This is a genomic window from Allobosea vaviloviae, assembly GCF_001298265.1.
Taxonomy (GTDB): Bacteria; Pseudomonadota; Alphaproteobacteria; order Rhizobiales; family Beijerinckiaceae; genus Allobosea; species Allobosea vaviloviae_B.
Genome location: NZ_LGSZ01000046.1, coordinates 1 through 22498, shown reverse-complemented (window position 1 = coordinate 22498; position 22498 = coordinate 1). Strand labels below are relative to the sequence as shown.

At 66.5% G+C, this 22498-nt stretch carries 28 protein-coding genes; 22 read left to right on the top strand and 6 right to left on the bottom strand.

The genetic code is table 11. The features are described 5' to 3' along the window. Positions 1-436: 436 nt before the first annotated feature. From glyA to AE618_RS14925, 3 genes are all read left to right on the top strand, one after another. Entirely contained in the window at positions 437-1735 is a 1299-nt protein-coding gene (gene glyA, locus AE618_RS14935) for a serine hydroxymethyltransferase (RefSeq protein WP_054209877.1), read from the top strand. An 84-nt stretch (positions 1736-1819) separates the two neighbouring features. Beyond that, a complete protein-coding gene (locus AE618_RS14930) occupies positions 1820-2062 on the top strand; it encodes a hypothetical protein (RefSeq protein WP_054209871.1) in 243 nt (80 codons plus the stop codon). Further along, positions 2062-2529 (top strand): PIN domain-containing protein, encoded by a 468-nt coding sequence (locus tag AE618_RS14925; RefSeq protein ID WP_054209870.1) that lies wholly within the window; start codon positions 2062-2064, stop codon positions 2527-2529. Before AE618_RS14930 ends, AE618_RS14925 begins: the two co-directional genes overlap by 1 nt. Positions 2530-2565: 36 nt before the next feature. Here the strand turns inward: AE618_RS14925 and AE618_RS14920 are convergent, their stop codons facing one another. After that, a complete protein-coding gene (locus AE618_RS14920) occupies positions 2566-3525 on the bottom strand; it encodes a hypothetical protein (RefSeq protein WP_054209869.1) in 960 nt (319 codons plus the stop codon). Between the two features lie 152 nt (positions 3526-3677). Between AE618_RS14920 and nrdR the strand changes: the two genes are divergently transcribed. The 8 genes from nrdR (at position 3678) to allE (ending at position 10206) form a co-directional block, all read left to right on the top strand. Next, entirely contained in the window at positions 3678-4175 is a 498-nt protein-coding gene (gene nrdR / locus AE618_RS14915; RefSeq protein WP_054209868.1) for a transcriptional regulator NrdR, read from the top strand. Then, complete coding sequence (gene ribD, locus AE618_RS14910; protein WP_054209867.1) at positions 4168-5313, top strand: bifunctional diaminohydroxyphosphoribosylaminopyrimidine deaminase/5-amino-6-(5-phosphoribosylamino)uracil reductase RibD; 1146 nt, start codon at positions 4168-4170, stop codon at positions 5311-5313. Before nrdR ends, ribD begins: the two co-directional genes overlap by 8 nt. After that, on the top strand, positions 5313-5954 hold the full coding sequence (locus AE618_RS14905) for a riboflavin synthase (protein ID WP_054209866.1): 642 nt from the start codon (positions 5313-5315) through the stop codon (positions 5952-5954). The genes ribD and AE618_RS14905 overlap by 1 nt, the downstream gene beginning before the upstream one ends. A gap of 41 nt (positions 5955-5995) precedes the next feature. Then, positions 5996-6505: a 6,7-dimethyl-8-ribityllumazine synthase gene (gene ribH / locus AE618_RS14900; protein ID WP_054209865.1), complete on the top strand. Its 510-nt coding sequence runs from the start codon at positions 5996-5998 to the stop codon at positions 6503-6505. Continuing rightward, the gene (nusB, locus tag AE618_RS14895; RefSeq protein WP_054209864.1) at positions 6502-6969 is read left to right on the top strand and encodes a transcription antitermination factor NusB; all 468 of its coding nucleotides are present in this window, start codon (positions 6502-6504) and stop codon (positions 6967-6969) included. Before ribH ends, nusB begins: the two co-directional genes overlap by 4 nt. A gap of 162 nt (positions 6970-7131) precedes the next feature. Beyond that, entirely contained in the window at positions 7132-8118 is a 987-nt protein-coding gene (gene thiL / locus AE618_RS14890; RefSeq protein ID WP_054209876.1) for a thiamine-phosphate kinase, read from the top strand. Positions 8119-8161: 43 nt separating this feature from the next. Beyond that, on the top strand, positions 8162-9367 hold the full coding sequence (locus AE618_RS14885; protein ID WP_054209863.1) for an MFS transporter: 1206 nt from the start codon (positions 8162-8164) through the stop codon (positions 9365-9367). A 38-nt stretch (positions 9368-9405) separates the two neighbouring features. Continuing rightward, complete coding sequence (allE, locus tag AE618_RS14880) at positions 9406-10206, top strand: (S)-ureidoglycine aminohydrolase (RefSeq protein WP_054209862.1); 801 nt, start codon at positions 9406-9408, stop codon at positions 10204-10206. 6 nt (positions 10207-10212) lie between these two features. Here the strand turns inward: allE and AE618_RS14875 are convergent, their stop codons facing one another. Beyond that, positions 10213-11046 carry a polysaccharide deacetylase family protein gene (locus AE618_RS14875; RefSeq protein WP_054209861.1) on the bottom strand — a complete coding sequence of 278 codons (834 nt, stop codon included), beginning with the start codon at positions 11044-11046 and terminating at the stop codon, positions 10213-10215. 325 nt (positions 11047-11371) lie between these two features. On the opposite strand from AE618_RS14875, the gene AE618_RS14870 reads away from it, so the two are divergent. From AE618_RS14870 to AE618_RS14860, 3 genes are all read left to right on the top strand, one after another. Continuing rightward, complete coding sequence (locus AE618_RS14870; protein ID WP_054209860.1) at positions 11372-13528, top strand: sodium-translocating pyrophosphatase; 2157 nt, start codon at positions 11372-11374, stop codon at positions 13526-13528. A gap of 217 nt (positions 13529-13745) precedes the next feature. Then, the gene (locus AE618_RS14865; RefSeq protein WP_054209859.1) at positions 13746-14258 is read left to right on the top strand and encodes a hypothetical protein; all 513 of its coding nucleotides are present in this window, start codon (positions 13746-13748) and stop codon (positions 14256-14258) included. A gap of 16 nt (positions 14259-14274) precedes the next feature. Next, on the top strand, positions 14275-14913 hold the full coding sequence (locus AE618_RS14860) for a glycoside hydrolase family 25 protein (RefSeq protein WP_054209858.1): 639 nt from the start codon (positions 14275-14277) through the stop codon (positions 14911-14913). Positions 14914-15189: 276 nt separating this feature from the next. Here AE618_RS14860 and AE618_RS14855 read toward each other — a convergent pair whose 3' ends face one another. Beyond that, a complete protein-coding gene (locus AE618_RS14855; protein ID WP_082365287.1) occupies positions 15190-15684 on the bottom strand; it encodes an outer membrane protein assembly factor BamE in 495 nt (164 codons plus the stop codon). Positions 15685-15824: 140 nt separating this feature from the next. Between AE618_RS14855 and AE618_RS14850 the strand changes: the two genes are divergently transcribed. The 7 genes from AE618_RS14850 to sugE all read left to right on the top strand — a co-directional run bounded on the left by AE618_RS14850 (position 15825) and on the right by sugE (position 20472). Continuing rightward, positions 15825-16379 carry a ubiquinol-cytochrome C chaperone family protein gene (locus tag AE618_RS14850; protein WP_156330288.1) on the top strand — a complete coding sequence of 185 codons (555 nt, stop codon included), beginning with the start codon at positions 15825-15827 and terminating at the stop codon, positions 16377-16379. After that, positions 16369-16944, top strand: a complete 576-nt coding sequence (locus AE618_RS14845) for a YceD family protein (RefSeq protein WP_054209857.1) — start codon at positions 16369-16371, stop codon at positions 16942-16944. The genes AE618_RS14850 and AE618_RS14845 overlap by 11 nt, the downstream gene beginning before the upstream one ends. Positions 16945-17059: 115 nt before the next feature. Next, positions 17060-18148, top strand: a complete 1089-nt coding sequence (plsX, locus tag AE618_RS14840) for a phosphate acyltransferase PlsX (RefSeq protein ID WP_082365286.1) — start codon at positions 17060-17062, stop codon at positions 18146-18148. Between the two features lie 12 nt (positions 18149-18160). Further along, on the top strand, positions 18161-19138 hold the full coding sequence (locus AE618_RS14835) for a beta-ketoacyl-ACP synthase III (RefSeq protein WP_054209855.1): 978 nt from the start codon (positions 18161-18163) through the stop codon (positions 19136-19138). Between the two features lie 191 nt (positions 19139-19329). Beyond that, the gene (locus AE618_RS14830) at positions 19330-19644 is read left to right on the top strand and encodes an integration host factor subunit alpha (protein WP_054209854.1); all 315 of its coding nucleotides are present in this window, start codon (positions 19330-19332) and stop codon (positions 19642-19644) included. Between the two features lie 35 nt (positions 19645-19679). After that, entirely contained in the window at positions 19680-20150 is a 471-nt protein-coding gene (locus tag AE618_RS14825; RefSeq protein WP_054209873.1) for a MerR family transcriptional regulator, read from the top strand. Between the two features lie 7 nt (positions 20151-20157). Next, positions 20158-20472, top strand: a complete 315-nt coding sequence (sugE, locus tag AE618_RS14820) for a quaternary ammonium compound efflux SMR transporter SugE (RefSeq protein ID WP_054209853.1) — start codon at positions 20158-20160, stop codon at positions 20470-20472. A 10-nt stretch (positions 20473-20482) separates the two neighbouring features. Here sugE and AE618_RS28025 read toward each other — a convergent pair whose 3' ends face one another. Beyond that, entirely contained in the window at positions 20483-20647 is a 165-nt protein-coding gene (locus AE618_RS28025) for a hypothetical protein (protein ID WP_156330287.1), read from the bottom strand. Positions 20648-20828: 181 nt separating this feature from the next. Between AE618_RS28025 and AE618_RS14815 the strand changes: the two genes are divergently transcribed. After that, positions 20829-21332 carry a ferritin-like domain-containing protein gene (locus AE618_RS14815; protein WP_054209872.1) on the top strand — a complete coding sequence of 168 codons (504 nt, stop codon included), beginning with the start codon at positions 20829-20831 and terminating at the stop codon, positions 21330-21332. A 63-nt stretch (positions 21333-21395) separates the two neighbouring features. Here the strand turns inward: AE618_RS14815 and AE618_RS28020 are convergent, their stop codons facing one another. Next, positions 21396-21539 carry a hypothetical protein gene (locus AE618_RS28020; protein ID WP_156330286.1) on the bottom strand — a complete coding sequence of 48 codons (144 nt, stop codon included), beginning with the start codon at positions 21537-21539 and terminating at the stop codon, positions 21396-21398. Next, positions 21536-22396 carry a LysR family transcriptional regulator gene (locus AE618_RS14810; protein ID WP_054209852.1) on the bottom strand — a complete coding sequence of 287 codons (861 nt, stop codon included), beginning with the start codon at positions 22394-22396 and terminating at the stop codon, positions 21536-21538. The genes AE618_RS28020 and AE618_RS14810 overlap by 4 nt, the downstream gene beginning before the upstream one ends. Positions 22397-22498: the final 102 nt, after the last annotated feature.

The window sequence follows — 22498 nt, the reverse complement described above, 5'->3', positions numbered from 1 at the left end:
GGGGCGGCATCGCCGGGGCGGGCGCGGCGGCGGGCCGCGCCCGAGCCGGCGCCGGCCGGGGCGGCGGCCGCCCCCCCCCACCAGGAATGTAGGCCCCCCCCCCCCCCTCCCGCCCCCCCCCCTCGGTCCCCGGCCCGCCGGGCGGGCACCCCCCGGGGGGCGGGTTTTCCCCCCCCCCCCCCCCCGGGGGGGGGGGGGGGGGGGGGGGGGGGGGGGCAGTGCCGCTCGGCGCGACGATGAAGGATAGTGCTCAGGCTTTGCGGCCCCCCATCCCGAACCCTTCCCCACCGCAAGCGGGGGGAAGGGGACGAGCCACGCTTTCAAGCGATAACCCAGGCCGCGTCCATCTAGCGCTTGGACAGAGTTCCGCCCCATGATACGGCACGCGCGACAGGGCCGGGCCGTGAGCGTCCGCCTTTTTCAGCAGGAGCCGGACATGACCGAGGCCGCCGCCCAGACGCATCTCTCGAACTCGTTCTTCGCCGCCTCGCTGGCTGACGCCGATCCCGAGATCGCCCGCGCCATCGAGCTCGAGCTCGGTCGCCAGCGCGAGGAGATCGAGCTGATCGCGTCCGAGAACATCGTCTCCCGCGCCGTGCTCGAGGCGCAAGGCTCGGTGATGACCAACAAATATGCCGAGGGCTATCCGGGCCGGCGCTACTATGGCGGCTGCCAGTTCGTCGACATCGCCGAGAAGCTCGCCATCGAGCGTGCCACGCGCCTGTTCGGCTGCGGCTTCGCCAATGTCCAGCCGAACTCCGGCAGCCAGGCCAATCAGGCCGTGTTCATGGCGCTGATGCAGCCCGGCGACACCTTCATGGGGCTCGACCTCGCCGCCGGCGGGCACCTGACCCATGGCGCTCCGGTCAACCAGTCCGGCAAATGGTTCAACGTCGTCTCCTACGGCGTCTGCGTCGTCGACCAGCTGATCGACTATGACGCGCTGGAGCGGCTCGCCCGCGAGCACAAGCCCAAGGTCATCGTCGCCGGCGGCTCGGCCTATGCCCGGCATTGGGATTTCGCTCGCTTCCGCGCCATCGCCGATGAGGTCGGGGCCTATCTCTTCGTCGACATGGCCCATTTCGCCGGCCTCGTCGCCGGCGGCGCCCATCCCTCGCCGTTCCCGCACGCCCATGTCGCGACCACGACCACGCACAAGACCCTGCGCGGCCCGCGCGGCGGCATGATCCTGACCAATGACGAGGCGCTGGCCAAGAAGTTCAACTCGGCGATCTTCCCCGGCATCCAGGGTGGGCCCTTGATGCATGTCATTGCCGCCAAGGCCGTCGCCTTCCAGGAGGCGCTGCAGCCCGAGTTCAAGATCTATGCGCGGGCCGTCGTCGAGAACGCCAAGGCGCTGGCCGACACCCTCAAGACCAAGGGCTTCGACCTCGTCACCGGCGGCACCGACAACCATCTGATGCTGGTCGATCTGCGCTCCAAGAAGGTCACCGGCAAGGCCGCCGAGATCGCGCTCGGCCGCGCCCACATCACCTGCAATAAGAACGGCATCCCCTTCGACCCGGAAAAGCCGATGGTGACCTCCGGCGTCCGCCTCGGCACGCCCGCCGCGACCTCGCGCGGCTTCGGCGTCGCCGAGTTCAAGAAGGTCGGCGAGCTGATCGCCGAGGTGCTGGACGGGCTCGCCGCCAATGGCGAGGAGGGCAACGCCACCGTCGAGCAGGCCGTCAAGGCCAAGGCGCACGAGCTCACCGGGCGCTTTCCGATCTATTGAGGCTCTCGGGGGGCGGCTTGAAGCGGCCGCCCTACGGGGCTACATACTTGGTGGGTAGCAGATCACGTCGATTGGGAGATCGATATGAGCCGCCAGGTCGTGACCATGCGCGAATTGCAGAAACTGTCGGCTGGAGCCATCCAGGCCCTGCCGCACGCGGTTCCCATCAAGAGCGGCTCTGCCACTGTCGGGCTCCTCGTGCCGGTGCGAAAGCCGGATACCGCGAGAATTTCCGCGGCGCTGAAACGAAGCGACGCCTATCACGCGACGCTTTCTCCGGAGACGAAGCTGCGGCTCGAGCGCTTTCTCGGTGAACGCGCCGATTGATGCGTTCACGCGCTCCTTCGGAAACGCTCGTCGTCGACGCCAATGTCGTACTGAGCGCCGTGCTGGGTTTTCGATCCCGACCTCTGCTGGAACTTGCGAGCTCGCGACGCACGCTGATCATTTCGATCGAGGCGTCATCCGAGGTGAAGCATGTGCTGTCGCGGCTTGCCCCCGACGCGCCCGTTCTGATCGAGATTGCGGACGAGATCCTCGAGTCGATCGAGGTGGTGGAAGAGGATCGCTATTTCGATAGCTTGAATTCCGCCGAGCAAAATCTTCGCAATGCCGTCGCGTCACGCAATGGCAGCGTGAGCGACGCCCATATCCTGTCCCTGGCGTGGTTGTACGACGCCGATATCTGGTCCCATGACCGCGACTTTGCCGGTACTGGCTGGCCGTCCTGGTCCAATGGCAATCTGGCCGTGGCCCTGGCGGACGAGGCGCCTGCCGCCTCCGTCGAAGGCTGAGTGCGCAGGTGTTTCCCGGCTCAGGGACGTCGCAGCTCAGGGGAACGTGCCCTTGAGCTGGAACATGATCAGGTTTTCCGTCTGGTTGTTCATGTCGGCACGGTTCTGGCGGCTGAGGTCGGCGCCAAGCTTCAGGCTCTCGTTGAGCTTGTAGGTTGCCGACGCGCTGCCCGTGATGTTGTCGTCCTTGAGATGGGCGGCGACGGACAATCCGAAACGATCCTTGTTGGCGCCGACCCGCAGCGTGATGTCGACCTTGGGCTTCATGAAATCCTGCTTCATGAAGCCGCTGACGCTGATGATCCCGTATTTCACCGCGACTTCGCCGTTGACCTCGGTCGCTTTCCCGACCGTGGCGAGGATCTGCAGCGACAGGTCGATCTTGAGCTGCTCCCATTCCAGCTTGCCGGTGACCTTGCCGCCATAGCGATCGGCTGTGGGGTCGAAGACGAGGCCGCCGACGCCGAGCTTCAGCGCGCCGACCTTCAGCACCTCGAATTTGAGTTTCTCCAGCTCCCTGATGCCCATGGCGTAGGCCGGGCCGGTCGGCTTGGTGATGTAGAGGGCGACGCCGGCTCCCACCGTCAGCACCGCGCCGACGACGTAGAGGATGCCCTTGTTGTGATCGACCCAGACGCCGATCGCCGACGACTTGGCCGCCTCCTCGAAATTCTTGAGCTGGGTTTCCAGCGCCTTGAACTTGGACGATGCCTTGATCTGCTTGAGATAGGCGTCGGTCGCAGCCGAGCGCACACCGTCGACGACGGAGGACTGGAGCTTGTTGATCTCCTCGGGCGTCAATTGCGAGGTCGAGAACGGACCGCGCGACTTGGCGAAATCCAGCATCGCCTTCTGCGCCGCCGCGAGCAGGGTCGGGCTCTTGAAGGTCTGGATCAGGCGTTCGGGCGAGCGATGGATTTCGGAATCGAGGAGATCGAATGCCAGCAGGACCAGGCCGCCGAAGGCATCGGCGGGACTCTCGGCATCGTCCGACATGATATGCTTTCCCTCTCGCTTCGCATTGGTCGCACCAAGGCAAGCCGGGGTTCAAGGCCGCGGCGTCTTTTTCGCTGGCAGGTGACAGGCCGGATGAGGCAAGGAAGGGCCGGCGCGGCATCGCCCGCTCCGGCAGGTTCAAGGATTGGCAGATGCGCTGTCCCTATTGCGGCTCCCTCGACACGCAGGTGAAGGATTCGCGCCCGACCGACGATTCGGCCTCGATCCGGCGCCGGCGCGTCTGCCCTGATTGCGGCGGCCGCTTCACCACCTTCGAGCGCGTGCAGTTGCGCGAATTGATCGTGGTCAAGCGCTCGGGCCGCCGCACCGTCTTCGACCGCGACAAGCTCCAGACCTCGATCGAGGTCGCGCTGCGCAAGCGCGCGGTCGCGCCCGAGCGGATCGAGCGCATGGTCAACGGCATCGTGCGGCAGCTGGAGAGCTCCGGCGAGGCCGAGATCGCGAGCTCCGCCATCGGCGAACTGGTGATGGAGGGGCTGAAGGCCCTCGACGACGTCGCCTATGTCCGCTTCGCCTCGGTCTACAAGAACTTCCGCGAGGCCCGCGACTTCGAAGAGCTTTTGGGCCAGCTCAGCGCCGACGACGTCGAAGGCGAGACCAACGCGCCGCCAGCCCGTGCTGATGACTGATCACGAACCGGTACAGGCCGCGCTCGACCGACATTTCATGCGGCAGGCGCTCGCTTTCGGCGCGCGAGGGCAGGGCACGACCTGGCCGAACCCGTGCGTCGGAGCGATCGTGACGCAGGATACGATCGACGGCCCGGTCGTCGTCGCGCGCGGCCACACGCAACCGGGCGGCCGACCCCATGGCGAGGCCAACGCCTTCGATCGCGCTGGACCCAACGCTGCGGCCGGCGGCACGCTGTACGTCACGCTCGAACCCTGCTCCCACCGGACGATCCGGGCCGCGACGCCTTGCGTCGAACGCACCATTCTCGCCGGCGTTCGCCGCGTGGTCGCAGCCGTGGCCGATCCCAATCCGCTGTTCAGGGGGCTCGGCTTTGCGCTGCTGCGGACGGCCGGCATCGCGGTCACGACCGGTGTTCTCGAAGCCGAAGCCCAGCGCATCCATCGCGGCCATGTCCTGCGCGTCACGCAAGGGCGGCCGATGGTCACCTTCAAGATCGCACGCACGGCCGATGGCTATGCGGGCGGGCCGGGCGGCGCGCGGATCGCGGTCTCGTGTCCGGCGGCCAATGGCTGGGTCCATCTCCAGCGTGCCCATCACGATGCGATCATGCTCGGCATCGGCTCGGTGCTCGCCGATGATCCGCTGTTGACCGTGCGCCTGCCCGGCATGGCCCAGCGCTCGCCGATCCGGATCATCCTGGATTCGCAACTGCGGCTGCCCGTCGGGTCGCAGCTGGTGAGGACCGCAGCCGAGGTCCCGGTCTGGGTCATTGCCAGCGAGGCTGCCCCGGTCGAGCGCGAACTGGCGCTGGTCGCGGCCGGTGTCGAGGTCATGCGCGTCTCAGCCGATGCCAGCGGCCATCTCGACCTCGCCGAGGCGCTGCGGCTCCTTGGCACGCGCGGCCTCACGCGCATCTTCTCCGAAGGCGGCCCGACCGTCGCGGAAAAGCTTGCTCAGGCCGGGCTGCTGGACGAGGTCATCGTCTCGACATCGCCGAATGCGCTGGGGCAGCCCGGCATTGTCGCCGTGCGTCCGGCCCTTGCGGCCTTGCTCGCCGATCCCGATCTCTACGCCCTTGCCGAGACCCAGCTGATCGGTCACGACCACTTCGAGCACTTCGTGAGGACCATCTGATGTTCACCGGCATCGTCACCGCCATCGGCACGGTCATGGAAGCGGAGCGCAAGGGCCCGAGCCTGAAGCGGCTCGCCATCGCCAGCCCCTATGAGGCTGAGGGCATCGAGATCGGCGCGTCCATCGCCTGCGGCGGCGTCTGCCTCACGGTCACGGCGCTGAAGCCCCGCGAGGATGGCCAGCCCGGCTGCGTCTTCCAGGTCGAAGCGGCGGCAGAGACGCTGTCGAAGACTGAAGTCGGCGCCTGGGAGCCCGGCACGGCGATCAACCTCGAGCGCTCTCTCAAGGTCGGCGACGAACTCGGCGGCCATCTCGTCACCGGCCATGTCGATGGCGTCGGCACCATCCTGAAGATCGAGCCGATCGCGCCTGATCCCGACGAGCCCTGGGGGGCGACGGCGCGCTTCCATATCCGCGCGCCCCAAGGTTTGCCGCGCTTCATCGCCGCGAAGGGCTCGATCTGCCTCGACGGCACCTCGCTGACGGTCAACACGGTCGAGGACGATGTCTTCACCGTGCTGCTGATCCCGCATTCCTTCGCGGTCACCACTTGGGGGCAGCGCAAGGAGGGCGATCCGGTCCATGTCGAGGTCGATCTGATGGCGCGATATGCCGCGCGGCTTGCGGAGGCGCGCGGCTAGGTCTAACCAGCGCCCTCATACTTTCGACAAGGACAAGAACCATGGCCGGACCCCGGCAAATCTCGGCTGAACAGGCCGCAACTCCTGCCGTCCCGCTGGACGGCGCGCGCGTGCTCGTGGTCGAGGCGCGCTTCTACGACAAGCTCGCCGACGAACTGCTCGAAGGCGCGCTCGCCGTGCTCGACAAGGCCGAATGCCGCGTCGATGTCGTCACCGTGCCCGGCGCGCTCGAAATCCCCTCGGCCATCGTCATCGGCCTGCGCGCCGCCGACGAGGCGGTCGACCCTTACGAGGCCGTGATCGCGCTCGGCACCGTCATCCGCGGTGAGACCGGCCATTACGACATCGTCGCCGGCGAAAGCTCGCGCGCTCTGATGGACCTCTCGGTCGCCTTCGCCCTGCCGCTCGGAAATGGCATCCTCACCGTCGAGACCGAGGCACAGGCCTGGGCCCGTGCCAACCGCTCCGAGATGGACAAGGGTGGCGGCGCCGCCGAGGCTGCGCTGGCCGTGCTGCGCTACAAGCGATCGCTGGGGGAGCAGTCCAAATGAGCCGCGCTGAACTGCGGCGCGGCGCGCGGCTCTCCGTGGTGCAGGCGCTCTATGAGATGGAGATCGGCGGGCGCGGCGTGGTCGAGGCCATGGCCGAGTTCGAGGCCTTCTGGATCGGCAAGGAGGTCGAGGACATCGAACTCCCCAAGGCCGAGATCGCCTTCTTCCGCGACCTGCTCGGCGGCGTCGTCCGCGAGCAGCGCCTGGTCGATCGCTCGGTCGATGAGACCTTGGCGTCGGGTTGGCCGCTGAAGCGGGTCGAGGCCGTGGTCCGCGCGATCCTGCGCGCGGGCGCTTATGAACTGGCCTTCCGCAAGGATGTGCCGGCGCGGGCCGTGATCTCCGAATATGTCGCGGTGACGCGCGCCTTCTACGAGGGCGAGGAGATCGGCATGATCAACGCCGTGCTGGACAAACTCGCCCGCGACTTCCGCTCCGACGAGTTCGACGCGCCCGCGGCGTGAGGCGGGCCTCCGTCGTCATCCCGGGCGACCGAAGGGAGACCCGGGATCCATGCCGGAACGCTTCCAAATAAGGTTCAGGCATGGATTCCGGATCGGCGCGGCTGCGCCGCTTGTCCGGAATGACGCCGGGATGGTGGAAAGGGCGGATCTGCGATGTCGGACATGGAACGCCCCGGTGAATTCGAACTGATCGCCCGCCATTTTGCCCCGATCGCGGGGCCGGGGGGGCTGGGCCTCGTCGACGATGCGGGCCTGCTGCGGCCGGCGCGCGGCTACGAGATCGTCGTGACGGTCGATGCGCTGGTCGCGGGCGTGCATTTCTTTCCCGACGATCCGCCGGGCTCGATCGCCCGCAAGGCGCTGGGCGTGAACCTCTCCGACCTTGCCGCCAAGGGTGCCAAGCCTGAAGGCTTCGTGCTGTCGCTGGTGCTGCCGAAGGGCTGGACGGAGGATTGGCTTGCAGGATTCGCCGCCGGCCTGGCCGGCATGGCCACCGAGAATGGATGCCCGCTGATCGGCGGCGATACCGTGTCGACGTCGGGGCCACTGACCCTGTCGATCACGGCCTTCGGCTCCGTTCCGGCGGGACGGATGGTGACGCGCTCGGGCGCGAAGCCCGGTCATCTCGTGCTGGTCTCGGGCACGATCGGCGATGGCGCGCTCGGCTTGAAGGTGCATGGACCGGACAAGCCCGGCTGGGTCTCCAAGCTGGACGAGGCGGCGCGCGCCTTCCTGGCCGATCGCTATCTTCATCCCCAGCCGCGCCTGGCTCTTGCCGCCGCGCTCCAGCAGCACGCCTCGGCCGCGATGGACATTTCCGACGGGCTCGTCGGCGATCTCGCCAAGCTGCTGAAGGCCTCCGGCATCGGCGCCGAGATCGAGCTCGACACTGTCCCACTCTCGCGGGCAGTGCGCGCTGCGATCATGGCCGATCCCGCGTTGGCGGAACTGGCCTGGACTGGCGGAGACGACTACGAAATTCTCTGTACCGCCTCGGAAATGGAATATCCTGCTCTGGCGGCGGCGGCAGACTCTGCCGGGGTGATGCTAACTGCTATCGGCCGAGTAACGGCTGAGGCGGGCGTGGCGAGATACAGCGAACAGGGCACAGCGCGCGGTTTCGTGCAGGGCTCCTTCGCTCATTTTTGAAGGCGGCCCGTCAAGAGCCGCCGCGTTTCGGGGCGGCAGACGCATGAACCAGCACAGTCCTGTCGGCGACGGCGATGCGCTCGCCAAGCGTAACTCCGTGGTTCTGGCCTGCGCGCAGGCACTCGGCGGCGCCAGCCCCTCGATCGTGATTTCGCTCGGCGGGATCGTCGGCTCGCAGCTCGTCACGGACCAGACCTTCGCGACCGTTCCCGTCAGCCTGATGCAACTGGGCATCGCCGTCGGCGTCATCCCGGCCGCGATGCTGATGCGGCGCTTCGGGCGTCGCAACGGCTATCTGCTCGGCGCTTTGGTCGGCGCGACCGCTGCCAGCGTCGCGGCGGCTGGCGCGAGCACGCGGCTGTTCTGGCTGTTTTGCCTCGGCACCTTCGCCTGCGGGCTCTATGGCGCCTTCGTCCAGAGCTACCGCTTCGCGGCGGCCGACGCCGCGACCGAGGCCTTCCGGCCCCGCGCGATCTCCTGGGTCATGATCGGCGGCATCGCGGCCGGGGTCATCGGCCCGCAATCGGTCTACTGGACGCGCGACCTCACCCCCGCCGCGCCCTTCGCCGCAAGCTTCCTGGCCCAGGCCTGCCTCGCGCTCGTCGCCATGCTGATGATCCTGCAGTTGCGGGCGCCGCCGGTCGCCAAGGTCGCATCAGGCGGCGGCCGCCCGCTCGGCGAGATCATGCGCCAGCCGAAATTCATCGCCTCGGTGACGGCCGCGCTCGTCGCCTACGGGTTGATGAGCTTCGTCATGACGGCAGCCCCGCTCGCCATGGTGGGCTGCGGCCATTCGGTCGGCGATGCCGCGCTCGGCATCCAATGGCATGTGCTGGCGATGTTCGGGCCGAGCTTCTTCACGGGCCGCCTGATCGCCCGTTTCGGCAAGGCGCAGGTCACGGCGACCGGGCTGATCCTGACGGCGCTCGCCGCGATCGTCGGCCTGTCGGGCCTCAGCGTCGCGCATTTCTGGATCGCGCTCGTCATTCTCGGTGTGGGCTGGAATTTCGGCTTCATCGGCGCAACCGCTCTGGTGACCGACTGCTATCGGCCGGAGGAGCGCGTGAAGGTGCAGGCGGCCAACGACTTCCTCGTCTTCGGCTCCGTCGCCATCGCCTCGTTCTCCTCGGGCGGGCTGCTGCATGCCGGCGGCTGGACCAGCGTCAACTGGCTGGTCTTCCCGCCCGTCGCGGTGGCCCTCGTGATGGTCGCCTGGCAGGCGTTCCAGAAGCCGGCCGTTCCGGCCTGATCCTTGCCAGAGCCGGACGACACGCAAGGAGATCGTCGATGCGCCCCCACCAGCTTCCGCAAGTCCCCGGCCGGCCCGCTGTGGGCGCGATCGGCCACAACCGCGGCGTGGTGGCGCGCAATTACGCCTTCATGCCGCCGGAGGGCGTGCTCGTCAGCCGCCTGCCGCATCTCGAGAAGACGATCGTCCGCATTCTGGCGGCGCCTGTGCTGGGCGCGCAGTTTGCGCAGTATGTCCTCGAGATCGAGCCGGGCGGCGGCACGCGCGCGCCCTTCGCCGAGGAGGGCATCCAGCACTTCTATTACGCGCTCTCGGGCGAGGCGGCCTTTGCCATCGACGGTGCAGCACCGTCCGCCTTCCCGGCCGGCGCCTTTGCCTATGTCCCGCCCGGAACCGCCTTCAGCCTGCGCAATGACAGCGCCGCGCCCGTGCGCGTGCTCGCCTTGCGCAAGCGCTACGAGCCGGCGCCGGGGCTGGCGGTGCCCGAGCCGATCTTGTCGCATCGGGACGCGGTCCCGGTGACCAACCACACCGGCATGGAGGGGCGCGGCTTCCAGTTCCTCCTGCCCTATGGCGATCTGCGCTTCGATTTCGAGATGAACCTGATGTGGTTCAAGCCGGGCGCCTATTTCCCCGATGTCGAGACCCATGTGATGGAGCACGGTCTCTACATGCTGGAAGGGCAGGGGCTCTATTTCCTCGGCCGGGACTGGCACGAGATCTGGGCGCAGGATTTCATCTGGATGGGCGGTTACTGCCCGCAGCAATTCTACCCCACCGGCTTCGACGACGCCTGCTACCTGCTCTACAAGAACGTCAACAGGGATGTGGCGCTGTAGGCGCGGCTAGTCCCGCGTTGAGACGACGCTCGCCCGGGCATCAGGCGGCAAGCGCCGGTCATGCGCCGCGAGTTCCGCGCCCGTCGCGATCCAGGCCGTCTCGTCCTGCCTGATCCGGGCCAGCAGCGCATCGAGAACCCTGAGGGGCGCGGGACGGCCGGAAACCCAGTCGTGGAGCGTCAACGTGAACAGCCCGCCCGCTTGCGCGCAGGCCTCCCAGTCGAACAGCCACTCCTCCAGCACCACGACCGGGCTGGTCGGCGCCCAGCGCGCGTCCAGCCCCGTGATCTTGAAGCGCGTCGTGTCCTCCCGGCTCCATGAGATCGGCAGTTCCGTCACGCCGTCGAGCGTATAGGGATGGTCATGACCGGCGAGCGAGCTGTCATAGAGGCCATGCCGGCCAAGCAGCGCATGCATGTCGCGCGTCAGTTCCCAGCCCGGCGCCCGGAAGCCATCGGGCTTGCGGCCGGTCTGGGCGACGAAGACCGCAAGCGATCTCTCCAGCGCCTCGCCGAACTCCGACGTGGAAATATCGCGCGTCGCCTCATGCGCGAAGCCATGCAACCCGACCTCATGCCCGTTTTCCAGGAGCCCCGGCAGCAGCTCGGGATTGCGCGCGGCGACAAGCCCCGGCACGAAGAAGGTCGCCTGGACCCCATGGCGCCCCAGCACCGCGACCAGATTGGCGATGCCGGCGCGCAGGCCGTACTGCCGCTGCTCCATTTCCGACAGATACTTGGGCTGGGGCGCGGCGCGCTGGCGCCACAGCATCGGCGTATCGGCATCGACATCGATGCTGATGAACGCCGCGGAGGTCTTGCCCTGTGGCCAAGGATACATCGATGCGTGCTCCGACATTCCCGCCGCGCTTCGCGCGACGTGCTTGCAGACGCAGTAGAGGGTCGATCGCCGCCGCTGTCCTATACAAAATCGCCCAGCGGCATTCCCGGCGTTGATAGGCAAGCGGCGATGCGCTTTCGCGCGCCATGCCACCATCGCAGCGTTTGCGCTTACCGGCGAAACTTGCCACAATTTCGCCTGACACTGGCGACGCGATGCGGGCCCTGACGTCTTCGAGCCCGCATTTTCTTTGCCTGACGTCCAAAGCGACAAATGAGGGGCGACAGCGCTCCCGCGGGTCGGAAGCTCAAGGTCAGGAAATCGAATGTCAGCCCTGCTTATCATCATCGTCTTAAGTGCATTATCGATCGCCTATGGCGTCTGGGCCTATGCCGACGTCATGAAGCGCGACGCCGGCAACCAGCGCATGCAGGAGATTTCCGCCGCTGTCGCCGAGGGCGCGCAGGCCTATCTCAAGCGCCAATACGTCACGATTTCCATGGTCGGCGTCGTTCTGTTCGTGGCCCTGATCTACCTGCTCGGCAAATGGGTCGGCATCGGCTTCCTGATTGGCGCGGTCCTGTCGGGCGTCGCCGGCTTCATCGGCATGAACGTGTCGGTGCGCGCCAATGTCCGCACCGCCCAGGCCGCGATGCAGTCGCTGGGTGACGGCCTCGACGTCGCCTTCAAGGCGGGCGCCGTCACCGGCATGCTGGTCGCGGGCCTCGCGCTGCTCGGCGTCGCCGTCTATTACGGCGTCCTGACCTCGATGCTCGGCTTTGCCCCGTCGAGCCGCACCGTGATCGATTCGCTCGTCGCGCTCGGCTTCGGCGCCTCGCTGATCTCGATCTTCGCCCGTCTCGGCGGCGGCATCTTCACCAAGGGGGCCGATGTCGGCGCCGATCTCGTCGGCAAGGTCGAGGCCGGTATCCCCGAAGATGATCCGCGCAACCCCGCCACCATCGCCGACAATGTCGGCGACAATGTCGGCGACTGCGCCGGCATGGCCGCCGATTTGTTCGAGACCTATGCGGTGACGCTGGTCGCCACGATGGTGCTGGCGGCGATCTTCTTCGCCGGACAGGCGACGCTTGGCACGATGATGCTCTACCCGATGGCGATCGGTGCCTCCTGCATCGTCACCTCGATCATCGGCACCTTCTTCGTCAAGCTCGGCGCCAACCAGTCCATCATGGGCGCGCTCTACAAGGGCTTCATCGCGGCCGGCATGCTCTCGGTCGGAGCGATCGCGGCAGTGAACTGGCTGATGTTCGGCGGCTTCTCGGCCTCCTTCACCACGGTCCAGGGCGTCACCTTCACCTCGGGCGGGCTCTTCGCCTGCGCTCTGGTCGGTCTTGCCGTGACGCTGCTGATCGTCGTCATCACCGAATACTACACCGGCACCGGCAAGCGCCCGGTCGTCTCGATCGCCCAGGCGTCCGTCACCGGACACGGCACCAACGTCATCCAGGGCCTCGCGGTCTCCCTGGAATCGACCGCGCTGCCGACGCTGGTGATCGTCGCCGGCATCATCGTCTCCTATGGGCTGGCCGGCCTGTTCGGCATCGCCATCGCCACCACCGCCATGCTGGCGCTGGCGGGCGTCGTCGTGGCGCTCGACGCCTTCGGCCCCGTCACCGACAATGCCGGCGGCATTGCCGAAATGGCGGGCCTGCCCAAGGAGGTGCGCCAGTCGACCGACGCGCTCGACGCCGTCGGCAACACCACCAAGGCGATCACCAAGGGCTATGCGATCGGCTCGGCGGGCCTCGGCGCGCTCGTGCTGTTTGCCGCCTACACCTCGGACCTCAACTTCTTCATCGCCGAGGGCAACAAGGCCGGCTCGACGACCTTCCAGTACTTCAGGGGCGTCACGGTCGATTTCTCGCTGTCCAACCCCTATGTCGTCGTCGGCCTCTTGCTCGGCGGCCTGATCCCCTTCCTCTTCGCGGGCATGGGCATGACCGCGGTCGGGCGCGCGGCGGGCTCCGTCGTCGAGGAGGTCCGGCGCCAGTTCAAGGAGAAGCCGGGCATCATGGACGGCACCGAGCGGCCCGATTATGCGCGGGCCGTCGACCTCCTGACCAAGGCCGCGATCAAGGAGATGATCGTGCCCTCGCTGCTGCCGGTGCTCGCGCCGATCGTGACCTATTTCGCAATCAACGCCATCGCCGGCAAGAACCAGGCTTTCGCCGCCGTCGGCGCGATGCTGATGGGCGTCATCGTCACCGGCATCTTCGTCGCGATCTCGATGACCTCGGGCGGCGGCGCCTGGGACAACGCCAAGAAGAGCTTCGAGGACGGCTTCGTCGACAAGGACGGGGTGCGCCACATGAAGGGCTCCGAGGCGCACAAGGCCTCGGTGACCGGCGACACTGTCGGCGACCCCTACAAGGACACGGCGGGCCCCGCCGTGAACCCGGCGATCAAGATCACCAACATCATCGCGCTGCTGCTGCTGGCGATCCTGGCGCATAGCTGAGGCTGGATGCCCTCCCGATAACGATGAACCCCGCGGAGCGATCCGCGGGGTTTTTCGTTCGCTACCTCAGCGGCAGTGTCTATCCCGGCGGACGGGCCTTTTGTCGATGGCATGCGAAGCCGTGAGAGTGAGGGGGAGCATTGCACCCATAAGAATATGTCTTGATTAAAATAAACGCATAGGTTGTAATTTCCCTGCTGCATTGCGGAGATCGAGCATGGGACGATCGCAGAGCGTTTTGACGGCCGGGGTGGCGGCTCTGTTCATATCGACCGATCCTGTCGATGCCGCTCCCAAACCACTGCTGGAGCGCGCCGTCGTGTCGGCTTGCCGTCTCGATCTGCGTGGGACTCTTGTCTCGATCATCCAGCATGGCGAGGACGGGAGCGTGGCCTTGATTCGCGAGCAGGCGGCTGGCTGGCCTGCGCGCTTCAGCCGCTTCGCCGTCAGCCCTCAAGCGAAGGTGCTGCGCGCCTATGCCGAGGCGCGCCATCGCGATTTGCCGTCCGCATCATCGGCTTACGACGCCGCCACCTGCCGACGGCTCAAGCCGCTGGCCGCGCTCGCCCAATCGGCGGTCATCGTCAGGGAAGCCTATCCGGCGCTCAAGCCCGGCCATCTGCTGCTTCGCTGCACGTCGGGTCTTTGTGCGCCGCCTGCCGTCGCAGCCATCGCAGATCGTTGCGATTTCGTCCCTCTCGCCATCCCGCTGGAACCGCTTTGCCCCTAACCAAGGAGATTGCGCCTTGCCTGTCCCTGGAGCCAATGCCGTCATCGACATCTCGCACCACCAGCACGTCACTGTAACGGGCGCCAAGAAGATCGCCGAGGCAGGCGTGATCGCGGTCATCCACAAGGCCAGCGAAGGGCGCGACTATCGCGATTCGACGTATCACGAACGAAGAAAGCTCTTCAAATCGCTAGGCTTTCTCTGGGGTTCATACCACTTCTCGAGCAGTGCCAGCCCGATCCTGCAAGTCGAGAACTACCTCAACTACGCTGAACCGGAGGCGGATGAACTGGTCTGTCTCGACTACGAGCCGAGTTCTTCCGGCCAGAACATGAGCTATGGCCAGATGGTCGAGTTCATCGAGCTCGTCAACCGCGAGATCGGGCGCTGGCCCGTGATCTATGGCGGGCATCTGCTGCGCGAGGTCCTCAGCAATGTCGGGCAGTCCCCCGTCTCCAACTGCCCGCTCTGGTATGCGCGCTACAGCAATACACCGATCGGCATTCCCCCGCAGTGGCAGCGTTGGGCGTTGTGGCAGTATAGCGACGGCAATAATGGGCAGGATCCCAAGCTCATTCCCGGTTTCGGCCGTCCCGACCGCGACACGTTCAACGGGACGCTGGACGAGCTGAAGAAGAACTGGCCACTCAGCTGAAGGGCCTCGCGAGGGGCGAGGGCTTGGCAACGGGGCCGCAAGTTGCGATCGTGCTCGCGACTGTCGCGTATACCGGCGCCCCCGGCCTCGACATCGGCTTGTGGACGCTTGGCGACAGAGCGGGCCTACGCCAGGGCGAGCGCTGGTCGTGGTCGCCGCCATGACCGCGCCAGAACGCAAGGTCGCGCTTGGCTGAGATTGTCTCGTCACGACATCAACGAAAAACCCGCGGCGCGAGCCGCGGGTCTCTTCGTCTGATGGCCAGTCGTCGCCGCGTCACGCCCCGAACGGCGTGAACCTGGTCACGCCCTTGAAGAGGTTGCGCAAGAAGCTCTGCTCCTCGCCGCCGGTCGCGGTGGTGCGGCTGATGAAGTCGAAGATCACGCCGTCCTGCAGGCCGTAATGGGCGATGCGCTCGACCTTGAAGCCCTTGTTGAAATAGACCACCAGCACCTTCTGATCGACCACCGTCAGATCCTGGAACTGGAAGCGCCGGTACACGGTCTGGCTGATGTAGTAGAAGGTCCGGTTGCCCACGGTCGAGGTCGTCGACGGCGTGCCGAGGATGGTCAGCACCTGCTGCACATCCATGCCGACCTTGATCTGCGCGATCAGGGCCTCGTCGGCGATAAAGCCGCGCTGGAATTCCTCGTTCATGCCCGACGATGTCGCGAGCTTGAAGCCGCTGGCATTGGGGCCGCAGGCCGCAAGGGCAAGGGAGGTTGTCGCGAGGAGGCCAAGCAGGGCTGTGCGGCGGGAGACAGCGATCATTCGGACAGCATCCAGTGGCGCTGCGGCAATGGGCGAAGCCCAAGCCGCTTGTCAAACGGGTGGAGGTTGGCGTAACGCCCGAGGATGGCTTTGGCAAGGCAAGGACGCCGTCCGAGCCGCCGGGCGGAGATGCGAGCCTGATGTTTGGGTTGTTCGGCAAGCGCGACGCAAGGCAGGTGCCCGTCGATGCGCTGTTTGCGCGCATCGCGGAAGCATCGCGCCAACCTGCCCTTTATCTCGGCGGCGGCATTCCCGACAGCTTCGAAGGGCGCTTCGAATCGCTGACGCTGCATGTCTTCCTGGTCCTGCGCCGCCTGCGCGAACTGCCGGCGCCCGCAGCCGATCTCGCTCAGGACCTCGTCGATGCCTGCTTTGCCTATCTCGAACTCGGTTTCCGCAATGCGGGGATCAGCGACATCGCGGTGCCCAAGCGCATGAAGAAGATCGGCCAGATGTTCTACGGCCGCGTGCGGGCCTATGAGACGGCGCTGGAGACCGGCGCGCCGCAAGACCTGATCGAGGCGCTACGCCGCAACGCAAGCCCGGCGGAGGATGGGAGCCAAGGCGCGCTCCTGCTCGCAGCCTATGCCGACCGCGCCCAGGCGCATTTGGCAGGTCTCGATCTCAATGCCATCCTGAACGCCGACCTATTGTTTCCGGCCCCTGTCGAACTGGAAGCAAGCCATGACGCCTGACCAAGCCATGACGCCTGACGCGGGGTCGACCTTGCCGTTGCACCGGCCCATCCGGGTGGACGAGATCAAGCTGCGGGGCTCCCACATCACGGTCCGGGCAGAAGCCGCCGAACTCGCCGGCATCGCCCGCATGCTCGACCTGCCGTCGGTGGAGTCGCTGGAAGGGCGCTACGTGCTCACGCGCAGCGGCGAGCGGGTCAAGCTGGAGGGCGAGATCAAGGCCACCTTGCACCAGAGCTGCATCGTCACGCTCGATCCGTTCCCGGTGTCGATCGCGGTGCCGCTGAAGCTCGATTTCGCGCCTGATGCACCCGAAAATCCCCGGCGCAAGAGCGACGACAAGGACGATGGCAAGATCGATATCGAGGTCAGGCTGAACGAGGACGATCCGCCCGAGCCGATCCTCGATGGCGGAATCGATCTCGGCGCGGTGACGCTGGAATTTCTCGCTTTGGCGCTCGATCCCTATCCGCGCAAGCCGGGTGCGGCCTTCGCCGAGCCCGCGCCGGAAGAACCGCCGGAATCGCCGTTCGCTGCGCTTTCGCGTTTGAAGCGTGGCGAATAACGCGCTTCGGTGGACTCACAGTGGCTTGCGGCGCACGCCTAAGTCGCTATTGTCCGGCCCGCATCGAGCCGCCCCGGATTGAAGGTCGGCCGCTCCTGGGATCAACCATCACTCCATGACACGACCGGTTACAATCGCGCTCGATGCGATGGGCGGGGACCACGGTCCTGCCATCGTCATCCCCGGCGCCGCGCTGACGCTGGAGCGCCGCCCCGATGCGCGCTTCGTGATCTTTGGCGACGAGGGGCAGGTTGTGCCGCTCATCGACCAGCACCCGAAGCTCAAGGCCGTGACGACCTTCCACCACACCGAGGTCTCGGTGAAGATGGACGACAAGCCGAGCCAGGCGCTGCGCTATGGCCGCTACAAATCCTCGATGTGGCGCGCGATCGACGCCACCAAGACCGGCGAGGCCGACGTCACCGTGTCCGCCGGCAACACCGGCGCGCTGATGGCGATGTCGAAATTCTGCCTGAAGTCGATGCCCGAGGTCGACCGGCCGGCGATCGCCTGCCTCTGGCCGACGGTGCGCGGCGAGAGCGTGGTGCTCGATGTCGGTGCGACCATTGGCGCGGACGCCCGCCATCTCGTCGATCTCGCTGTGATGGGCGCTGCCATGGCCCGCGTCGTCTTCGATCTCGATCGGCCGACGGTCGGCCTCCTCAATGTCGGCGTCGAGGAGATCAAGGGTGTCGAGGCGGTCAAGGAAGCCGGCCGCATCCTGCGCGAACTCAACCTGCCGCAGATGAATTATCACGGCTTCGTCGAGGGCGACGACCTCGGCAAGGGTACGGTCGATGTCGTCGTGACCGAGGGCTTCACCGGAAACATCGCCCTGAAGACGGCGGAGGGTACCGCTCGCCAGATCAGTACCTATCTGAAAGCTGCGATGAGCCGTTCGCTGATGGCCAAGATCGGGTATCTGTTCGCGCGCGGCGCGTTTGCGGCGCTGAAGGACAAGATGGATCCGCGCAAGGTCAATGGCGGCGTCTTCCTCGGCCTCGAGGGCATCGTCATCAAGAGCCATGGCGGCACGGATGCGGTGGGCTTCGCCAGCGCGACCGAGCTTGGCTATGAGATGGCGCGCGAGAATCTGATGGCGAAGGTCCGCGAGATGGTCGCGGCCTCGGCGCGCCAGGAGGCATCGGCCCAGGAGGCATCTGCGCAGCGGGAGGCGGCTGCGCAGGCGGCCACCGTCCAATAGGGAAGCGTTGAGGTGTCTATTCTGCGTTCTCAGATCGTTGGCTGCGGTTCCTATCTGCCGGCGCGCATCGTCACCAATGCCGAACTCGCGCAGCGCGTCGACACAACCGACGAGTGGATCGTGCAGCGCACCGGCATCCGCCAGCGCCATGTCGCGGCCGATGACGAGGCGACCTCGACGCTGGGCCTGAAAGCAGCCCAGGCCGCGCTCGCGGATGCGGGTATGGATGCCGGCGAGATCGACATGATCATCGTCGCGACGGCGACGCCCGACCACACGTTTCCCGCCACCGCGACGCAGATCCAGGCGGCGCTCGGCATCGAGGGGGGCGTGGCCTTCGATCTCCAGGCGGTCTGCTCCGGCTTCGTCTTCGCGCTCGCGACCGCCGACAAGTTCCTCACCACGGGCGCGGCGAAGGCCGCGCTCGTCATCGGTGCCGAGACCTTCTCGCGCATCCTCGACTGGGAGGATCGCACCACCTGCGTCCTCTTCGGCGATGGCGCCGGTGCCGTGGTGATGAAGGCCGCGCCAGGCGAGGGCACGCTCGCCGATCGGGGTGTGCTGACCACGCATATACGCTCGGATGGTCGCTACAAGGACAAGCTCTATGTCGATGGCGGGCCGGGCTCGACCAAGACGGTCGGCTTCCTGCGCATGGAGGGCAAGGAGGTCTTCCGACACGCCGTCGTCAAGCTGGCCGAGACGGTACGGCACACCTTCGACGAGACCGGGCTGACCGGCGCGGACATCGACTGGTTCGTCCCCCACCAGGCCAATCGCCGCATCATCGACGCGACCGCCGACAAACTCGGCATCGGTCACGAGCGCGTCGTGGTGACGGTCGACCAGCACGGCAACACCTCGGCCGCGTCCATCCCGCTGGCGCTCGCGCAGGCGCATCGCGACGGGCGCATCAAGCGCGGTCAGCTCGTTCTGATCGAGGCGATGGGCGGCGGCTTCACCTGGGGATCGGCGCTGATCCGCTGGTAAGCCGCGGAAGCGGGAATCCCATCGGATTTTGCCGATTTTCTCTCCGTTTTCATGCAAGTTTCATATGAATGGCTCATGCGCGGCCGTTCGAGCATTGACCCGGCCTGCGGCTACGCCTAGCGTTCATCGTCCGTAATGGCGAAAGGCAGGTGGCAGACCCGCCGGTCGAGATAACGCCTTGGAGGATATGAATGGCGGGGCAAACGGTTACGCGAGCCGATCTGTGCGAGGCCGTGTATCAGAAGATCGGCCTGTCGCGGACCGAGTCTTCGAAGCTCGTCGAGGCCGTGCTCGACGAGATCTGCGATGCGGTCGCCCGCGGCGAGAACGTCAAGCTGTCCTCGTTTGGATCCTTCGTCGTGCGCGACAAGGGCGAACGGATCGGGCGTAATCCCAAGACGGGCGTCGAGGTTCCCATCGAGCCGCGTCGGGTGATGGTGTTCAAGCCTTCGAACGTGATGAAGGCCCGCATCAACGGGCAGTTGGGTGAGGATGAGGACGCGTGAGCCTGGAGTTCTACACCGGCAACACCGAGGCCGACATGGACACCAAAAGCCCAGATGCCTTCCGGACCATCAGCGAGGTCGCTGAAGACCTCGACATACCCCAGCATGTCCTGCGTTTCTGGGAAACGCGCTTCACCCAGATCAAGCCGCTCAAGCGCGGCGGCGGTCGGCGCTATTACCGCCCCGACGACGTCGCGCTGCTGAAGGGCATCCGCCGGCTGCTCTACGGCGAAGGCTACACGATCAAGGGGCTCCAGCGCATCCTCAAGGAGCAGGGGCCGCGCCATGTCCAGGCGATCGGCCGCGGCGGCCCGATCGGCCTGCCGCCGGCAGACGGCGCCGCCCGCTCCGACGCCGGGGCCGCCACGAGGACGCAAGGTCCCGCGCGGACACCCGTGCCTCCCGGCCTCGACGACGTCACGCTTCTGACCGCTGTGCTGGCCGAGCTTGGCGAATGCAAGCGCATCCTCGACCGCGCGCTCCAGCCTCAGGCCGAAGGCGCCTGACCGCCGCATGGCCTGGCTCTATCTCTTCATCGCCGGTCTGTTCGAGGTCGGCTGGGCGATCGGCCTGAAATACACCCAAGGCTTCACCAAGGTGGTGCCGACGGCCCTGACGCTCGCCAGCATGGCGGTCAGCCTCGGACTGCTCGGCCTCGCGCTCAAGAGCCTGCCGGTCGGCACCGCCTATGCGGTCTGGACCGGCATTGGCACGGTCGGGACGGCCGCACTCGGCATCGTTCTGCTCGGCGAGCCCGCCACGGCTCTGCGCCTGGCCTGCATCGGCCTGATCGTCGCCGGAATCATCGGGCTCAAGCTGGTCGCCTGAACCGATTGGTTCAGCGCCGCTGCCAGCCGTCTGGCCAGTAGCCGTTGCGCTCGGCCAGCACGATCACGACGATCACGGCAAGCGTTACGACGAGTGTCAGCAGCTTGGCGTTCCACGGCACGCCGCGGCCGATCAGCCAGATCAGGGTCACGCCGATCAAAAGGGGGACGAGCATTTCCATCTCGCCCAGACTAGCGCAAGCGGTGCCCGGACGGAACCGGCCGCGGTTCAGGCGGGCGAAGATGCGGGGTGATCGCGGAACCCATCCCTGCGGCGAACGTTCGATGGGCAGGGGAAGCGCATCGCCTCAGGGCATGCCGGCCTGTCTCATCACCGACACGCGACAGGAGAACGATATGGGACTTTTTTCCAAGGACATCAAGACGATGGATGATCTGTTCGTCCATCAGCTGCAGGACATCTACTACGCCGAAAAACAGATTCACAAATCTCTGCCGAAGATGATCGAGAAGGCGACAGACGCCCAGCTCAAGCAGGGTCTCGAAGCGCACCGCACGGAGACCGCAAACCACATCACCCGGCTCGAGCAGGTCTTCAAGCAGCATGGTGCCGAGGTGAAGGCGGTCAATTGCCCGGCGATCGACGGCATTCTCGAGGAGGCCGACGAGGTCGCGGGCGAGGTCGCCGACAAGCAGGTTCTGGATGCCGCGATCATCGCAGCCGCGCAGGCTGTCGAGCACTACGAGATCACGCGCTACGGCACGCTGACCGCTTGGGCCAAGCAGCTCGGCCGCGCCGACTGCGCCGCCTTGCTGCAGCAGACCCTCGACGAGGAATATGCCGCCGACGGCAAGCTCTCGAAGCTGGCCGAATCGGGCATCAACCGCAAGGCGGCCTGATCGCTGTTCTCCATGATGCCGCACGACGCCCGCGACGGTTCCCGCCGCGGGCGTTTGCTTGTCCTATGTCGGGTTGCCGGGATCGCCCGGCGGCACCTTCGGCGCCTTGTTTCCCGAACGCCCATGCGCCCAATAGCCCGCCAACACGAGCCCGAGCGGGATCGACAGTGCGATCAGCCACGGCAGAAAACCCCAATCGCCTGTCATGATACGGCGCTGTCGGCGCGATCGCCGGATGAAGCCGCGCGCGGCGAGATCGGCAATGCGCCTTCGATCAGCGGTTTCATCCGCCCAAGTTCCACGGCGATGAAGTCGAGAAAGAGGCGCACTCGGGGCGAGTGCCGCAGATCGGGGTGGGTCAGCAGCCAGAGGTCCGCTGAGAAGCCGGGGTCGGGTGCCGCCAGCCGCGTCAGCCCGGGCTTGGTGTCGGCGATGAAGCAGGGCAGGAAACCGATGCCGATCCCCGCCTCGACCGCTTCGGAAAGCCCGAGCACGGTGTTGACCTTGTAGACAATGCGCTCCGGCTCGACATGCTGGGTGAGATAGCGCACCGCCTTCAACGCGCTGAACTGCTCGCCGAGCGACACCCAGCGATGCGCCCACAGGCTCTCGATCCCGACCTCGCCGGCATCGGCAAAGTCGGCGGCGCGGCCATAGAGCGCCCAGACGATACGGGCAGCCCTGCGGCCGACAAGGGTCTCGGGCGGATTGTCCGTTGCCCGGATCGCGACGTCGGCATCGCGCTTCGACAAATTGAGCGATTGGTTGCTGAGCAGCACGTCCAGCCGGATGTCGGGGCATTGCTCCAGGAAGGCGGCGAAGACCGGCGTCAGCAGATCGACCAGCAGCGTGTCGTTGGTGGTGACGCGCAATTCGCCGGCCGGCTTGATGTCCTGTCCGGCGAGCCTGATGGCAAAGGCGCTGATGTCGCTGTCGACCCGCTCGGCCAACTGCGCCATCTCGTCGCCGGCAGGCGTCGCGACATAGCCGCTGCGATGACGCTCGAACAGCTTGATCCCGAGCGCCTCCTCGATCTGGCTGCGGATACCGACGAAGCCGGCCATGCATTCCAATCTCAAGCCGGCCGGGTATTCCGATTTGAAGCCGGCCACCCTTGGCGTCATTCGCATGGGTCTACGGGATGATGTTTTGCGGTTTGGCCGAGG

Excerpts from the sequence above, each read along its gene's own strand:
- glyA (WP_054209877.1), top strand. The coding sequence starts at position 437 with ATGACCGAGGCCGCCGCCCAGACGCATCTCTCGAACTCGTTCTTCGCC.
- AE618_RS14930 (WP_054209871.1), top strand. The coding sequence starts at position 1,820 with ATGAGCCGCCAGGTCGTGACCATGCGCGAATTGCAGAAACTGTCGGCT.
- AE618_RS14925 (WP_054209870.1), top strand. The coding sequence starts at position 2,062 with ATGCGTTCACGCGCTCCTTCGGAAACGCTCGTCGTCGACGCCAATGTC.
- AE618_RS14920 (WP_054209869.1), bottom strand. The coding sequence starts at position 3,525 with ATGTCGGACGATGCCGAGAGTCCCGCCGATGCCTTCGGCGGCCTGGTC.
- nrdR (WP_054209868.1), top strand. The coding sequence starts at position 3,678 with ATGCGCTGTCCCTATTGCGGCTCCCTCGACACGCAGGTGAAGGATTCG.
- ribD (WP_054209867.1), top strand. The coding sequence starts at position 4,168 with ATGACTGATCACGAACCGGTACAGGCCGCGCTCGACCGACATTTCATG.
- AE618_RS14905 (WP_054209866.1), top strand. The coding sequence starts at position 5,313 with ATGTTCACCGGCATCGTCACCGCCATCGGCACGGTCATGGAAGCGGAG.
- ribH (WP_054209865.1), top strand. The coding sequence starts at position 5,996 with ATGGCCGGACCCCGGCAAATCTCGGCTGAACAGGCCGCAACTCCTGCC.
- nusB (WP_054209864.1), top strand. The coding sequence starts at position 6,502 with ATGAGCCGCGCTGAACTGCGGCGCGGCGCGCGGCTCTCCGTGGTGCAG.
- thiL (WP_054209876.1), top strand. The coding sequence starts at position 7,132 with ATGGAACGCCCCGGTGAATTCGAACTGATCGCCCGCCATTTTGCCCCG.
- AE618_RS14885 (WP_054209863.1), top strand. The coding sequence starts at position 8,162 with ATGAACCAGCACAGTCCTGTCGGCGACGGCGATGCGCTCGCCAAGCGT.
- allE (WP_054209862.1), top strand. The coding sequence starts at position 9,406 with ATGCGCCCCCACCAGCTTCCGCAAGTCCCCGGCCGGCCCGCTGTGGGC.
- AE618_RS14875 (WP_054209861.1), bottom strand. The coding sequence starts at position 11,046 with ATGTATCCTTGGCCACAGGGCAAGACCTCCGCGGCGTTCATCAGCATC.
- AE618_RS14870 (WP_054209860.1), top strand. The coding sequence starts at position 11,372 with ATGTCAGCCCTGCTTATCATCATCGTCTTAAGTGCATTATCGATCGCC.
- AE618_RS14865 (WP_054209859.1), top strand. The coding sequence starts at position 13,746 with ATGGGACGATCGCAGAGCGTTTTGACGGCCGGGGTGGCGGCTCTGTTC.
- AE618_RS14855 (WP_082365287.1), bottom strand. The coding sequence starts at position 15,684 with ATGATCGCTGTCTCCCGCCGCACAGCCCTGCTTGGCCTCCTCGCGACA.
- AE618_RS14850 (WP_156330288.1), top strand. The coding sequence starts at position 15,825 with ATGTTTGGGTTGTTCGGCAAGCGCGACGCAAGGCAGGTGCCCGTCGAT.
- AE618_RS14845 (WP_054209857.1), top strand. The coding sequence starts at position 16,369 with ATGACGCCTGACCAAGCCATGACGCCTGACGCGGGGTCGACCTTGCCG.
- plsX (WP_082365286.1), top strand. The coding sequence starts at position 17,060 with ATGACACGACCGGTTACAATCGCGCTCGATGCGATGGGCGGGGACCAC.
- AE618_RS14830 (WP_054209854.1), top strand. The coding sequence starts at position 19,330 with ATGGCGGGGCAAACGGTTACGCGAGCCGATCTGTGCGAGGCCGTGTAT.
- AE618_RS14825 (WP_054209873.1), top strand. The coding sequence starts at position 19,680 with ATGGACACCAAAAGCCCAGATGCCTTCCGGACCATCAGCGAGGTCGCT.
- sugE (WP_054209853.1), top strand. The coding sequence starts at position 20,158 with ATGGCCTGGCTCTATCTCTTCATCGCCGGTCTGTTCGAGGTCGGCTGG.
- AE618_RS28025 (WP_156330287.1), bottom strand. The coding sequence starts at position 20,647 with ATGCTCGTCCCCCTTTTGATCGGCGTGACCCTGATCTGGCTGATCGGC.
- AE618_RS14815 (WP_054209872.1), top strand. The coding sequence starts at position 20,829 with ATGGGACTTTTTTCCAAGGACATCAAGACGATGGATGATCTGTTCGTC.
- AE618_RS28020 (WP_156330286.1), bottom strand. The coding sequence starts at position 21,539 with ATGACAGGCGATTGGGGTTTTCTGCCGTGGCTGATCGCACTGTCGATC.
- AE618_RS14810 (WP_054209852.1), bottom strand. The coding sequence starts at position 22,396 with ATGGCCGGCTTCGTCGGTATCCGCAGCCAGATCGAGGAGGCGCTCGGG.